Below are 14,316 nucleotides of genomic sequence, written 5' to 3' on the forward strand. Positions count from 1 at the left end.
TTTAATTCAAAACGATTTAAAATCACTTAAATAAATCACATACGTGATTAAATATAAAATGAGTGAATTAAATGAATATTATTGAAACGAAAATTAAAGGTTTATTGATTTTAGAACCAAGGGTATTTGGAGATGACCGTGGTTGGTTTATGGAAAGCTTTAATCAGCAAAATTTTGAAAAAGCATTGGCTGAGCGTGGTTTAGATATTCCGCATTTTGTTCAAGATAATCATTCATGTTCGCAAAAAGGGACACTGCGGGGTCTACACTTTCAGAAATCACCTCACGCACAAGGTAAACTGGTTCGTGTAGTGCAGGGCAAAGCGTGGGATGTTGCAGTTGACATTCGACCACACTCTAAGACATATGGAGAGTGGGTAGGTATAGAGCTCACAGGTGAAAATAATAAGCAGTTCTGGATTCCAGAAGGTTTTGCGCACGGGTTCGTAGCACTCGAAGATAATACCCATTTTTTATATAAAACAACAAATTATTATAATAAGGAAAGTGAAGGTTCGATTATTTGGAATGATCCTGATTTAGCGATTGAATGGCCTTCCAGTACCATGGAGTTAATTATTTCCGATAAAGATGAAGCTGCACAAAAAATTTCTGAGCTTGGGAAATTTGATACTTAATGATTAGTGATATTCGTAAAGAGTCAATATATCTTTATGTTATACAGTTCGCAAATTACGTCGTTCCAATAATCTCATTGCCTTATTTAACTAAAGTATTGACTTTAGATGGGGTGGGGAGATTGGGACTTGCACAAGCGGTATTTGTTTTAGCTCAAGCATTCATTGATTTTGGATTTACATATACAGCTGGTAGGGATGTTAGTCTAAACTTAAATGATAAAAAAGAATTGAGTAAAATCTATACAAATGTTCAGTTTTTAAGATTTTTAATTTTTTTATTTTTAGTGGTTGTTTCAACTTTAATACTTTATTTCATTGAACTTAATTCAGAAGACAAAATCTTATATTTCTTGGCTATTGTTTCCTCAGGCGCAGTTGTTCTAATGCCTCTATGGATTTTTAATGGATTATCAAAAAATTCTATTTTTTCTAGATATCTGATTTTTTTTAAAATTATAACTTTATTTCTTTTATTCATATTCGTTAAAGATATTGGCGATTATCTTGTAGCTTTTTTAATTTTAAACTCTTCGATGATTTTTTTAGGAATCCCTATATATATATATTTAAAGAGAAATAATATTGAATATGATTTCGGTGTGATAAGTTTAAAATCAGTTAAAGGATATTTTAATAAAGGGTTAAACGTTTTTATAGGTACCTTTCTAAGTATGACCTATACAAACTTTATTCCTTTTTTTATTAAATTTTTTACGAATGATTATTGGGTAGGTGTTTATATTGTTGTTGAAAGATTAATGTCAGTATTGAAGCAGATGTATATGCCTGTAATACAAGCAAGTTATGGTAAAATTTGTCAGTATGTCGAGCAAGATAATCGGTTGGGCTATAATGCTATTATAAAGAAAATATCATTTATTTTCCTAGGAATATCAGTGGTAGCATTTCTTGGAAATGTTTTTCTCGGTAAATATGTAATTTACTATCTATTAAATAATGAGCAAATAGCTTATAGATATACATTTATGTCAATGTTTATCAGTTTTTTAGTTGCAATTTCCATAATACTTACATATTGCTATTTTTTGGCGAAAGGATTAGATCGTGTTTTAAAATGGATCTATATCTTAGCATCTTTGTTTTTCTGTTCAATATTATATCTTGTGGGACAAAGTACATTAGTAAGTCTGGAAAATATTTATATAGCTATATTTTCTGTTGAAGCTTCGGTGGTTATTATGCAATTATTTTTTCTGTTGTTTTATCATAGATATTTAACTAATAGGAAAAATTGAAAATATATTTAATGTGTATTTTAAAATTTTAAAAGAGTTTAAACTTATGAAGCCAATGTTGTTAGCTTATTATTTACCCCAATTTCATGAAGTTGAAGAAAATAACTTGTGGTGGGGGAAGGGTTTTACTGAATGGACAAATATAAGAAAATCAAAAAAATATTTTCTTCATCATGAAATTCGTAAACCAATCCAGCCACTGGGAGAGTATGATTTGATGCTTGGTGATAAGGTTATGGAGCAACAATTTCGATTAGCTAATAATTATGGTATCGATGGATTCTTAATATGGAATTATTGGTTTGGTAATGATGAAAAAATTTTAGAAAAACCAGTTGAAAAAGCTTTAAAAGAAAATATGGATGTTAAATATGCATTTACATGGGCAAATCATAGTTGGTTAAATAAGACCAAAGGAATATTGCTTAAAGAACAAAAGTACTTGGGGCGAGAAGATTATGAAAAATATTTCAACTATTTAACGCCATACTTTATATCTGAACAATATATTAAAAAAAATAATAAGCCTGTATTTGGTATTTTTATGCCGAAAGACATTCCTGACATGAGCGAGTTTACTAATATATTTAATGAAAGAGCAAAAGCACTGGGATTTGATGGAATATTTTGGATTGGTGAAAATACGAACATAAATGATGATCATCAAAAATATTTAGATAGATATGTAGATTCAGGACTTTTTTTAAAAGGTAGAAACTATAATCATATTCAATACTTCCTTGAAAGACTAAATACACGGACAAAAGGAAAAATTAACTTTGGTCCTTTTATTTATGATTTTAATAAGCTTTCTTGTATTCATGAAAATTATAAGCTTAATGATAATGAATTGAGTGTAATATTTTCAGGTTGGGATACAGGTATAAGACATGCTAAAAATGGAATTATTCTTAAAAATCTAACAGAGCAGACTTTTAGGCAACATGTGTTGGATATTTTTAACAAATCACGAAAAAATAAGTCTGATGTAGTTATTTTAAAATCTTGGAACGAATGGGCTGAGGGTAATTTATTAGAGCCTGATTCAAAATTTGAATATAATCTTTTAGAGATATTGAAAAATTGTACTGAAACATCTAATTTTTAAAGTTTTAGCTTTATTAATTATTATAGAAGTTGGATCTTATGAATAAAATCGGTGTTGGAATAGTAACATTTAATCGAGAAAATGAATTAAAAAGGTTGTACGAAAGTTTACCTTTAGATTTAATTGATTGTTTGGTTATTGTTAATGATGGTGAGCAGCTTAGAAATAGCTTTGATTCGGCAAATATTTTAAATAATCAAATAAATCTTGGCGTAGGTCGTTCTAAGAATAGAGCAATAAAATTTCTTTTATCTAATGAAGTTGATTATCTTTTTTTAATTGAAGATGATCTATTTATTAAAGATAAAAATGTTTTTGAAGAGTATATATCTGTACATAAAAAAACAGGTATTCATCATTTTAATTATGCTTTGCATGGAATGCTTAATGTAAGCCTGATTGGAAATGAAAATCAAAAAATAGATGTATTGTATGATGATGAGTGTTTGATCAGTTTGTATGAGAACTGCGTAGGTGCATTCTCTTTTTTTACAAGAGAATGTTTAGATAAAGTTTCTTATTTTGATGATGAGTATTATAATGCCTTGGAGCATGTTGATCACACTTATCAATTAATAAAGAATGGTTTTCATCCTCCATTTTGGTTCTTCGCTGACATTTATCAATCCTCTCGATATATAGGTGATGATGGATGGACTTTAAAAAAATCAGTAATATCTAGTAATCCTGATTCTAGTGATAATCAGGATGTTGCGAGGGGGTATTTCTTTTACAAAAATGAAATAGATTTTCTTTCAATTGATAAAAGCTCCAATCTGCTAGTTTTATCTTGTTTAAAGTATATTAATTTAAAATATGGTGTCAAATCCATAATAAAATTTAGAAACTATAGGTTTATTTTTATAATAAATAAATTATTATTTAAGTTTAAAAGTAAATTTATTATATTTTTTAATAAATGTAGTTAAATTTATTTGAGAGTTAATTTATGAGTTATAAGATTAAAAAAACAGGTATTTTAGCTGCTTGTTTTTTTACAGTTTCATTAATTTTATCTTATATTGTTTCTAATCGAGGACCTTATGTAGATTCAGATTACCAAGCTTACGAATACATGTTTGAAGAGTATAAAAACTTTAGTGTAGAACCTGTATATAAATTTATTTCTATGTTGGTTCATAGCTTAAATTTTGAATTTGAATTTTTGTTGTTTATTTTTTGTTTTCTCTCTATTCTTTTAAAAATATATTCATTAATTCTTGCTAAAAGTGAAAGAAAAATTGAAAATGAAGGTCTAATTTATTTTTTATTATTCTATTTTTTTTGCTTTTTTGCATTGTGGGATCTTACCCAGATAAGAGCATCTTTATCAATATCATTCCTAATGATATCTTTTTTTGTGTTTTCTCGTAATATTAAATTATGTTTAAAACTATTAGCATTATTATCTCACTATTCAATTTCATTTGTTTTGGTTTTTGAGTTTATATATCATATCGTTAAGAGAAATATCTTACTTCATATTGCTTTTACTATAATTTTTTGTGTGTGTTTATATTTCTTAATAGGTTTTACACCATATGTGATTTACGACTCATCTAGTTACACTGAAAGTTTTAATCCACTTTCATCTAAAAATTTTGTCATTATATTTAGTTTTTTTATGATAATTTATTTTTACAAAAATAAAGATGAAAATTTTTATTTTGTAAAAAAACTAAGTGCTTTATCTATTAGTTTATTAATTATGTATTATATTTTTGGTTTTAGATACCCTAGTATAGCTATTCGTATTGCAGATTTAAGTCTCTTTTTTAGTCTGCTTAGTTTGACATTTATTAGAAATAATAGTGTTCTCATGTTATATAAATACATATCATTAATTATTTTAGCAGTATACTTTACTTATATATTTTATGTAGCCGACAATCCTGTAATTAGTCTAGATGAGTGGGGTGTCAATTGAAAGTTTTCACAATTATTATTACATTTAATCCAAGTAATAATGTTATCAATTTAATTAATGCTTTAAAAGCTCAAAATGTAACACCAGTCATTGTGGACAATGGTTCTACAAATTTTGATTTTACTTCAATTGAAAAAGATCCAGATTGCTATTTATTAAAACTAACAGACAATCTAGGTATTGCAACTGCTCAGAATAAAGGAATTGAAAAGGTATTGGAACTTGGAGCAAAATATATTCTTTTTTTCGATCAAGATAGTACAATTCCTGAAAATTTTGTTGAAAATATGATGGATGATTACCAACTCATATCTGATCAAAACATCAAAATTGGGGCATTAGGACCAAGATTTATTGATGAAAGATACGGGTTTTACTATAAAACCATCAGTATTACAAAACATGGCTTACGAACTAAGCATGACGTTTCCGATATTCAACAGCCAGTTAATTCAACATTACTGATATCTTCAGGATCACTTGTGAGTGCTGAGACACTTCAAAAAGTGGGTTTAATGCGCGATGAATACTTTATTGACTATGTAGACACAGAGTGGTGTCTGCGTGCCGAATCACTCGGATTCAAAAACTACATTTCAGCTAAAGCTGTGATGAAGCATACGATTGGTGATAACGTTTTAAATTTCAAATTTATTAATGTGCCTGTACATTCTGCTTTTAGACGTTACTTTCGCGTACGTAATGCATTTTATATGCTACGCGAACCTCACGTGCCTTTCTTACTTTTTGTTCGTGAAATAACGTTCAATTTCATACATCAAGGTATTTTAATCTGTTTTGAAAAAAATCGTCTTGCTTATATAAAGTCATATTTTAAAGGCTTAAAAGACGGTGTGTTTACAAAAGGAAAAGAAATTGATTAAGGTTTTTGCTTTATAACGCCCATTTGTCAAAGGCGGAGCAAGTCGTTTAAAAATGTATCGTTCGAAAAAGTCTTTCTCTGCATACCATATGCCTTGGTATAAAGATTCGGCAAATTTGTCAGAGGAAGAAAAGTTTTATATTGAAAATGCAAAGACAAGTACACATTGGACTAAAAATAGATGAATACATTATTTATTATCTTCACTTCCTTTATTGTGTTTACATTTAAAATGAAGTGAATGGGTGCGATTTTGGGTGTTTTCCTAAATGCATACCCTTTTTTGTTGGAATTTCCTAGCACGGTGGCCTATTATCCATATCAGAACTACCTTTTATATAAAATATTTGATTTAAATAGTGATGGTTACTCTCGATTACAGGAACATAAAGCAAATCATGAATAATATTAGAATTTCAGTTTGTATAGCCACTTACAACGGTGGCAAGTATATTAAAGAACAATTAGAATCAATTCTTTCTCAAATTGGAAAGGATGATGAAGTTATTATTTCTGATGATGGATCAACAGATAAAACATTAGAAATTGTAAAAGAATTAAATGATGCACGTATAAAAATTCTTTATAACAATAATAAAAAGGGTGTAACATACAATTTTGAAAATGCATTAACACATGCTAAAGGAGAATATATTTTTTTGGCAGATCAAGATGATATATGGTTGCCAAATAAAGTAACTTTATCGTTAAGGGGTTTGGAAAATAATGATGTTGTTGTAACAAATTGTATATTAACGGATGATGATTTAAATACAATCAATAATTCTTATTTTAAATTGAATAACTCCAAAAAGGGATTTGTTAAAAATTTGTATAGAAGCTCTTATTTGGGGTGTTGTACGGCTTTTAAAAGGGTGTTACTTTCGGATGTGCTTCCCTTCCCACCAAACTTATATTTATATCATGACTGGTGGATTGGTTATATAGCTGATATTAAATATAATGTTGAATTTATAGAAACTCCTTGTTTATTATATAGGAGACATAATAATAATATGTCTTTTACGGGGGGGAAATCAAAACAAAGCTTATTTAAAAGAGTTAGAGATAGGTTACAACTACTTTATTTGGCTAACTTAAGACTTTTGAAGTTGAACTAATGATAAAATTAATTTGGATTTTACGAGCTATTATTTACAAGCTATTCTTTGGAAGATTTGGATTTATTTCTTATTTAGGAAAGCCTGTTTATATTAAGGGAAGCAAGAGAATTTTTATCGGAAAAAAAGTTAGAATTTTTCCAAATGTTCGTATAGAAGTTCATGGTGAAGAATCAAAATTATTAATCGGTGATAATGTTGGTATAGCTCAAAATGTGCACATTACTTGTGGTTCTACATTAATTATAGGCAAGAATTCAACTATTCTTGCGAATGTGTTTATAACAAATATAGACCATGATTACACAGAGTTAGATATTCCAATTTTGGAACAAAAAAATATTATTAAAGAGACTATTATTGGTGAAAATTGTTTCATAGGAATTGGTGCTGCCATTCAAGCCGGAACAATTTTAGGCAAGCAGTGTATTGTCGGTACTAACTCTGTTGTTAGGGGAACATTTCCTGATTATTGTGTTATTGCTGGTAATCCTGCAAAAATCATTAAACAATTCAACTTTGATACTCAGAAATGGGAAAAATATGCCAATTAAAAATGTATTAATCACTGGTGGCGCTGGATTTATCGGTTCAAATTTAGCTCTAAAGCTTATCGAAAAAGGTTATATAGTTACAGTATTAGATAATCTATCTCCCCAAATTCATGGTGAAAACCCAACCGAGACATCTCCACTCTATTTAAGCATTAAAGATAAAGTAAAATTTATTCATGGTACTGTGACAAATAAAGCGGATTGGGAAAATGCATTAAAAGGACAAGATGCTATTGTTCATTATGCTGCTGAAACCGGTACTGGCCAGTCCATGTACGAAGTCGAAAAATATGTAGATGTGAATATTAACGGTACTGCCTTAATGTTAAATCTTCTGGTTAACGGCTCATACAATGTAAAAAAAGTAGTTGTTGCATCATCTCGCTCAATCTACGGTGAAGGTAAATACATTAGCAAAGAGTTAGGTGCTGTATATCCTACGCAACGCGATTCCATCTATATGGATCAAGGTGATTTTGAAGTCAAATATCCAAATTCTTCAGCATTGACCTTGGTAGGTACAGATGAAGAATCAAAAATTCATCCTTCGTCAGTTTACGGTATTACTAAACAAAACCAAGAGCAAATGGTCTTGACCGTGTGTCCAACAGTTGGAATTGCAGGGGTTGCATTTAGATACCAAAATGTCTACGGTCCAGGACAATCTTTAAAAAATCCGTATACAGGAATTTTATCGATCTTCTCGACTCAAATTAAAAATGGGAATGATATTAATATATTTGAAGATGGCCTTGAGAGTCGTGACTTTGTTTATATTGATGATGTTGTAGATGCGACAATTTTAGGTTTAGAGAAAGAAGAAGCAAATAATCAAGTTTTTAATGTTGGTACTGGTGTAGCAACGAATGTACTCACTGTGGCAAATGAACTTGTAAAAAACTACGGCGTTGACGTTTCAATAAAGGTATCTGGTAATTATCGTTTAGGTGATATTCGTCATAATTATGCAGACTTAACCAAGATTAGTAAATTGCTTGGTTTTAGTCCAAAGGTATCTTTCGAACAAGGTTTGAAAAATTTCGCCAACTGGGTTAATACTCAAGAAGTTCAAGAAGATAAATACCAAAAATCAATTGATGAAATGAAGAAAAAAGGTCTGTATAAATAATATGACCAAGCTAGAGCATCTAAACGGCAAAAAAATCCTATTCTTTTGTGTGCAGTCTTTTAACTTGGAAAAAGATATTGTTAATCAATTGCAGAAACACGGTGCTCTAGTTACCTATTATGACGAACGTCCTGCAAATAATAACTTTACAAAAGGAATGATTCGTTTAAATCGGAATTTTTTAAAATCTCAGATCGTAAAGTATTACAAAAGAATTCTGAAAAATCTGAAGGATCAACAATTTGATTACTTATTTGTAAATCGAGGTGAGGTAGTACCAGAATTCTTCTTAAAAGAATTTATGCAAACTCAAAATAATTGTAAAAATATTTTTTATACTTGGGATAGCTTTCAGAATAATGGACATTGTTTATCTATACTTAAATATTTTGATAAAAAAATGACTTTTGATCATGCAGATGCTGAAAAATATGAATTAGAACATAGACCTTTGTACTTTACAGATAAATATAGAAAGATTTACGATAGTAACCAAAAGAAAGTTTATAATTTACTCTTTTTGGGAACAGCTCATTCGGATCGATATTTGATTAGTACACAAATTTCAGATTGGTGTAATGCACAGAATCTTACAAGCTATTGTTACTACTATATGCAAGGACGTTTAGTTTACTTTTTTAAAAAGTATTTTGATAAAAGTTTTCAAATGTTTGACTATAGTAAGCTAAGTTTTAATAGCTTGAATCTAGATGAAATCATTGATTTTTATGATAAAAGTGAAGTTATTCTTGATATTAGCCATCCGTATCAATCTGGATTAACGATGCGTACTTTTGAAGCGATTGGTGCGGGCAAGAAGCTTATCACTACAAATGTAAACATAAAAAAATACCCTTTTTACAATGAAAATAATATTTATTTGATCGATAGAAATAATATTCAGTTAGATATAAATTTCTTTAAAAATAAATATTTACCTTTAAGCTCTGAACTCTATGAGAGCTATTCAATTGATGGTTGGCTTTATGATATTTTTAAATAGTTAAGATTATGTGTCCATATTATTTGCAATAAATTTCAAATAAAAGTATTTAAGCTATGGTTACATTATATCCTGTATAAAAATTGAATAATCAATGAATTATTTCTTTATACGTGTTGATGCTACAATTTATATGTTAAGAGTGTTATAAAACTAAGGGCTTGCTAATGAAAAGATTTTTTGATGTGCTTATTTCAGGTCTTGCACTTTTGCTCCTTTCACCAGTGTTCTTACTTGTTGCGATGAAAGTTCGCCAAAACCTAGGTTCTCCGATCTTCTTTTTCCAAGAAAGACCGGGGCAGAATGGCAAAAATTTTAAAATGATCAAGTTTAGGTCGATGAAAGATGCTTTTGATAAAAATGGGCATCCTTTGCCTGATGAAGAGCGAATTACACCGTTTGGTCAAAAGTTACGTTCCACCACTTTGGATGAAATGCCTCAACTCATCAATGTTTTAAAAGGCGATATGAGTATTGTTGGGCCGCGTCCTCAACTTTGTGAGTTTATGGAGCATTACACACCTGAACAAATGCGTCGTCATGAGGTGAAACCAGGTATGACTGGACTTGCTCAAGTGAGTGGGCGTAATAACCTGTCATGGGAAGAAAAATTTGCGCTTGATGTTGAGTATGTCGACTCAAGAACCGTCTTGCTTGATTTTAAAATTATGTTTAAAACAGTTCAGGTTATGCTGAACAAAGAAGGCATTAATGCTCCAGATCAGACTGTGGGGGCTACACGTTTTTCAGCTCGTGATAATGTAAAAAATCTGGATTCTAATTCTTCCTCAAATTCTTAAAGTATGTAATACAGTAGTTATATTATGATCAAAAAAGCAATTCTCCCTGTTGCAGGCCTAGGTACACGTTTTTTACCTGCAAGCAAATCTATTCCTAAGGAAATGGTGACTGTAGTAGACCGTCCCGCTATTGAATATGTGGTGAAAGAAGCGGTTGCTGCAGGGATTGAGCAAATTATCTTGGTCACTCATTCTTCCAAAGGCGCAATTGAAAATTACTTTGATCATAATTCTGAATTGGACAGTGTACTTAGAAATAAAAAGAGTTTTGACTTATTGGATGAAATTAATAATATTATTCCAAGTCATATTTCTGTAATTAGTATTCGTCAGCCTCAGCCTCTGGGACTTGGGCATGCGGTGCTGTGTGCAAAAGATATTGTGGGTGATGATGCCTTTGCGGTACTACTGCCCGATGTATTGGTGAAAGATGACAGTCATCAAAATGACCTGAGTTTAATGATCAATCGATTTAATCAGGTACAGGCCTCACAAATTATGGTGGAGGCTGTTCCAGATCATCTGGTCGATCAATATGGAATTGTGGATGTTGCAACAATGCCAGATGAGTGTCAAAGTATCTTGATGCGGGGTATTGTCGAAAAACCAAGTGTAGGCACAGCACCGTCTAATTTATCTGTAGTGGGTCGCTATATTTTGCCTGCAAAAATTATGCAGCTTCTTGAGCAAACCCCACGTGGTGCAGGCAATGAAATTCAACTCACTGATGCGATTGCCATGCTACAAAAAATCGAGCAGGTTGAAGCCTATCGTATGAAAGGTCAGACTTTTGACTGTGGTAGTAAAATTGGCTACCTCAAAGCCGTATTACATTATGGTTTGGCACATCCAAAATTAGGGGCTGAATTTAAAGCCATGATTCAAGCGCTGGATGTGTAATTGCTTTATATAAGAAATAAATTTGGTGACATATGAAAATTAATATTTTCGGTTCAACCCTTCAAGCGGCAGTGTTTGCCGGCTTGTTTGCCGAATCAGGGCACCATGTAGATTGGTGTCTTTATCCTTCAAATAGTGATGAGACCCAAACACCAGAATATCAAGATCATCATGTCAATCAGTTGATTGAACAACAGCAAAAAACCGGTTTTTTAAAGCGCATAATCCAGCAGCAGTGTGATTTCAAACATGATGTTTTACTACTGAGTTATGCAAATACGGAGTATCTACTTGCTGAACAGGTCATTCAACGGCTTGCTCAGCACGATTTATCTCAGCATAATTCCTCTCAGCCAAAGCTCATCATGAATGGTTCGACCTTTGGCCTGCATGAAACAGAAAAATTATCTCATTTATGTCCAGAGCATTTATGGGCATATTTGCCGGATAATATTCAAGAAGGCAATGCTTTAAACAGTGTGCTTCAAATGCAGAAAATCATGGTGGGGGTGTCAAATCACCCAACTGCCAAAATGATTACCGAACTATTTAGACCTTTATTTCCGGCCAAACAGCAGTATCTGTTTATGCCGATCCTAGATGCTGAATTTACCAAACTGAGTATTTCGGGCATGTTGGCGACTCGCATCAGTTATATGAATGATCTTGCCAATGTCTCTGAAAAACTGGGCATTGACATCCAGAATGTGCAGCAAGGGCTTGCAGCGGATAATCGGATTGGTGGCTCCTATCTCTCGCCTGGTGCAGGGTTTGGAGGGGAGAATTTCTCACATGATATTTTAACCCTATCCAATACTGTCTCTGCTACCGGTGTCAAAAGCAGATTGTTGGATCAAGTGTGGTCGATCAATGAACAACAAAAAGAAATCTTGTTTAGAAAACTATGGAATTATTTTCAAGGTGACTTAAAAGGTCGCAAAGTGGCGATTTGGGGAGCTTCTTTTAAAGAAAATACCAACAGCATTCAAAATTCATCGATTCATCCTTTGTTAAAAGCACTGTGGGCACAAGGTGTGGTGGTCTATTTACATGACCCTGAAGCACTGAGTGCAATTGAAAATATGTACGGTCAGCGTGAAGACTTGGTTTTATGCCAAGATCAGTATCAAGCCACTCAAAATGCGGATGCACTATGTTTATTGACGGCTTGGAAGCAATATTGGAGTCCTGATTTTGCCTATTTGGCGCAGCATATGGCGCACCCTTTGATTTTAGATGGTCGTAATATTTATGATCCTGATTATGTGAAAGCGCAAGGCTTTAGCTACCAAGGAGTGGGGCGTGCATGAATATAACGATGAATACACAACTTGCAGATGATCAAATAATGCTTGAGACTTTGACACAACATGCCAATGAAAAAAAACAGCAACATTTAACCACATTATTTGCTGAAAACCCTCAGCGTTTTAAGCAACATTCAGTTCAGTTTGATCAATTAACCTTTGATTATAGTAAGCATCGAATTGATCAAAATATTATGCAAAATTTATATAATTTTGCTAATCAAAAAAAATTAAATGAATGGATTACTCGGTTATTTTCTCCAGAAGCGATTAACTATACTGAGCAACGTTCAGCCATGCATTGGGCTTTGCGTCTCCCGAAAGATGATTTAAAGCATGCTGAACTGAGCGAACAGGTGCATGAGCAACTTGATCGAATGTATCAATTGGTTGATCACATTCATGCAGGACAGTATCGTGGTTGCACAGGTGAAGTGATCCAAGATGTGGTGAACATTGGCGTGGGTGGCTCAGATTTAGGGCCACTCATGGCTACTCATGCTTTATCCGACTTTAAAGTTGCGACGGCTAAACCCCTGAATGTACATTTTGTCTCTACTATGGATGGCAGTCAGCTGTCTGAGTTGTTGCACCAACTGCGACCAGAAACCACTTTATTTATTATCTCTTCTAAGTCATTTGGCACGATTGATACGCTATCCAATGCGCAAACCGTTCGTCAGTGGTTGGATAAATCATTAGGAAATGACGCTTGTGCGGTGAAACATCACTTCATTGGGGTATCGACTAAACCTGAGAAAATGACCGAATGGGGAATCGCACCGCAAAATCAATTCCTGCTTTGGGATTGGGTTGGGGGGCGTTATTCGCTTTGGTCGTGCATTGGCTTACCCATTGCTCTCAGCATTGGTGTAGAGGGCTTTAAACAGCTTTTAGCAGGTGCATATGCAGTCGATGAGCATGTAAAAAATGCACCGCTACCTGAAAATATCCCAGTTTTAATGGGATTGCTGGGTGTTTGGAATAATAATTTTTTAGATATTCAAACCCATGCAGTTTTACCCTATGACGGACGGTTAAAGTATTTTGCATCCTATTTGCAACAGCTTGAAATGGAATCCAATGGTAAGTCAATTCAACGTAATGATCAAAAAGTTGACCTAGATACTTGTCCGATTTTATGGGGTGAAGTTGGACCAAATGCTCAGCATGCGTTTTACCAACTGTTACATCAAGGGACACATGCGGTCAGTTGTGATTTTATTGCACCTGTACAACGTTACAATGCCAAGCAATTTACTTATGTTGAAAATGCAGAGGCTTTGATTGCACAACATTATTTAGCATTGTCCAACTGTTTGGCACAATCCAGATTATTGGCATTTGGTAATCAAGCACTCGATCAAAATGAACTAGCGCATTTACCCGAATATAAACAGTATGCAGGTAATCAGCCAAGTACTACGATGTTGCTGAATGAGTTGAATCCATATTCCTTGGGTATGCTGATTGCTCTTTATGAGCATAAGGTTTTTGTTCAGTCTGTGATTTGGAATATCAATCCATTTGACCAATGGGGTGTTGAAAAAGGTAAAGAAATTGCCAATCAAATTTTACCTGTCTTAAATGGAGATCAATCTGACTTGTCTCATTTAGATGCATCAACACAGGGCTTATTAAAAGTACTGCTCAATAAATAAAGACTGTAAGAGTGCAGGGTGGGATT

General features: G+C 32.5%; 14 protein-coding genes. All 14 read left to right on the top strand.

The window, feature by feature from the left end:
• Window positions 1–71: 71 nt before the first annotated feature.
• Window positions 72–638: a dTDP-4-dehydrorhamnose 3,5-epimerase gene (gene rfbC, locus AC5YDM_RS10960; protein ID WP_496152147.1), complete on the top strand. Its 567-nt coding sequence runs from the start codon at window positions 72–74 to the stop codon at window positions 636–638.
• Window positions 638–1,897 carry an oligosaccharide flippase family protein gene (locus tag AC5YDM_RS10965; RefSeq protein WP_496152148.1) on the top strand — a complete coding sequence of 420 codons (1,260 nt, stop codon included), beginning with the start codon at window positions 638–640 and terminating at the stop codon, window positions 1,895–1,897. The genes rfbC and AC5YDM_RS10965 overlap by 1 nt, the downstream gene beginning before the upstream one ends.
• A gap of 46 nt (window positions 1,898–1,943) precedes the next feature.
• Window positions 1,944–3,005, top strand: a complete 1,062-nt coding sequence (locus AC5YDM_RS10970; protein WP_496152149.1) for a glycosyltransferase WbsX family protein — start codon at window positions 1,944–1,946, stop codon at window positions 3,003–3,005.
• A gap of 38 nt (window positions 3,006–3,043) precedes the next feature.
• A complete protein-coding gene (locus AC5YDM_RS10975) occupies window positions 3,044–3,934 on the top strand; it encodes a glycosyltransferase family 2 protein (RefSeq protein WP_496152150.1) in 891 nt (296 codons plus the stop codon).
• Window positions 3,935–3,954: 20 nt separating this feature from the next.
• A complete protein-coding gene (locus tag AC5YDM_RS10980) occupies window positions 3,955–4,932 on the top strand; it encodes an EpsG family protein (RefSeq protein ID WP_496152151.1) in 978 nt (325 codons plus the stop codon).
• Window positions 4,929–5,816, top strand: coding sequence for a glycosyltransferase family 2 protein (locus AC5YDM_RS10985; protein ID WP_496152152.1), 888 nt, complete (start codon window positions 4,929–4,931; stop codon window positions 5,814–5,816). The genes AC5YDM_RS10980 and AC5YDM_RS10985 overlap by 4 nt, the downstream gene beginning before the upstream one ends.
• 397 nt (window positions 5,817–6,213) lie before the next feature.
• Complete coding sequence (locus tag AC5YDM_RS10990; protein WP_496152153.1) at window positions 6,214–6,936, top strand: glycosyltransferase family 2 protein; 723 nt, start codon at window positions 6,214–6,216, stop codon at window positions 6,934–6,936.
• Window positions 6,936–7,490, top strand: coding sequence for a DapH/DapD/GlmU-related protein (locus AC5YDM_RS10995; RefSeq protein ID WP_496152154.1), 555 nt, complete (start codon window positions 6,936–6,938; stop codon window positions 7,488–7,490). Before AC5YDM_RS10990 ends, AC5YDM_RS10995 begins: the two co-directional genes overlap by 1 nt.
• A complete protein-coding gene (locus AC5YDM_RS11000; RefSeq protein ID WP_496152155.1) occupies window positions 7,480–8,619 on the top strand; it encodes an NAD-dependent epimerase/dehydratase family protein in 1,140 nt (379 codons plus the stop codon). Before AC5YDM_RS10995 ends, AC5YDM_RS11000 begins: the two co-directional genes overlap by 11 nt.
• Window position 8,620: 1 nt before the next feature.
• The gene (locus AC5YDM_RS11005; protein ID WP_496152156.1) at window positions 8,621–9,622 is read left to right on the top strand and encodes a WaaS/CpsH family glycosyltransferase; all 1,002 of its coding nucleotides are present in this window, start codon (window positions 8,621–8,623) and stop codon (window positions 9,620–9,622) included.
• Between the two features lie 167 nt (window positions 9,623–9,789).
• Window positions 9,790–10,422 (top strand): sugar transferase, encoded by a 633-nt coding sequence (locus AC5YDM_RS11010; protein WP_496152157.1) that lies wholly within the window; start codon window positions 9,790–9,792, stop codon window positions 10,420–10,422.
• A 24-nt stretch (window positions 10,423–10,446) separates the two neighbouring features.
• Window positions 10,447–11,322 (top strand): UTP--glucose-1-phosphate uridylyltransferase GalU, encoded by an 876-nt coding sequence (gene galU, locus AC5YDM_RS11015; RefSeq protein WP_496152158.1) that lies wholly within the window; start codon window positions 10,447–10,449, stop codon window positions 11,320–11,322.
• A 32-nt stretch (window positions 11,323–11,354) separates the two neighbouring features.
• On the top strand, window positions 11,355–12,632 hold the full coding sequence (locus tag AC5YDM_RS11020) for a nucleotide sugar dehydrogenase (RefSeq protein WP_496152159.1): 1,278 nt from the start codon (window positions 11,355–11,357) through the stop codon (window positions 12,630–12,632).
• Window positions 12,633–12,670: 38 nt separating this feature from the next.
• The gene (gene pgi / locus AC5YDM_RS11025; RefSeq protein ID WP_496152215.1) at window positions 12,671–14,290 is read left to right on the top strand and encodes a glucose-6-phosphate isomerase; all 1,620 of its coding nucleotides are present in this window, start codon (window positions 12,671–12,673) and stop codon (window positions 14,288–14,290) included.
• The last annotated feature ends 26 nt before the right edge of the window (window positions 14,291–14,316 follow it).

This window comes from Acinetobacter sp. CY81 (genome assembly GCF_059515925.1).

Excerpts from the sequence above, each read along its gene's own strand:
- AC5YDM_RS10970 (WP_496152149.1), top strand. The coding sequence starts at position 1,944 with ATGAAGCCAATGTTGTTAGCTTATTATTTACCCCAATTTCATGAAGTT.
- AC5YDM_RS11020 (WP_496152159.1), top strand. The coding sequence starts at position 11,355 with ATGAAAATTAATATTTTCGGTTCAACCCTTCAAGCGGCAGTGTTTGCC.
- pgi (WP_496152215.1), top strand. The coding sequence starts at position 12,671 with ATGCTTGAGACTTTGACACAACATGCCAATGAAAAAAAACAGCAACAT.
- AC5YDM_RS11005 (WP_496152156.1), top strand. The coding sequence starts at position 8,621 with ATGACCAAGCTAGAGCATCTAAACGGCAAAAAAATCCTATTCTTTTGT.
- AC5YDM_RS10995 (WP_496152154.1), top strand. The coding sequence starts at position 6,936 with ATGATAAAATTAATTTGGATTTTACGAGCTATTATTTACAAGCTATTC.
- AC5YDM_RS10965 (WP_496152148.1), top strand. The coding sequence starts at position 638 with ATGATTAGTGATATTCGTAAAGAGTCAATATATCTTTATGTTATACAG.
- AC5YDM_RS10990 (WP_496152153.1), top strand. The coding sequence starts at position 6,214 with ATGAATAATATTAGAATTTCAGTTTGTATAGCCACTTACAACGGTGGC.
- AC5YDM_RS10980 (WP_496152151.1), top strand. The coding sequence starts at position 3,955 with ATGAGTTATAAGATTAAAAAAACAGGTATTTTAGCTGCTTGTTTTTTT.
- galU (WP_496152158.1), top strand. The coding sequence starts at position 10,447 with ATGATCAAAAAAGCAATTCTCCCTGTTGCAGGCCTAGGTACACGTTTT.
- AC5YDM_RS11000 (WP_496152155.1), top strand. The coding sequence starts at position 7,480 with ATGCCAATTAAAAATGTATTAATCACTGGTGGCGCTGGATTTATCGGT.
- AC5YDM_RS11010 (WP_496152157.1), top strand. The coding sequence starts at position 9,790 with ATGAAAAGATTTTTTGATGTGCTTATTTCAGGTCTTGCACTTTTGCTC.
- rfbC (WP_496152147.1), top strand. The coding sequence starts at position 72 with ATGAATATTATTGAAACGAAAATTAAAGGTTTATTGATTTTAGAACCA.
- AC5YDM_RS10975 (WP_496152150.1), top strand. The coding sequence starts at position 3,044 with ATGAATAAAATCGGTGTTGGAATAGTAACATTTAATCGAGAAAATGAA.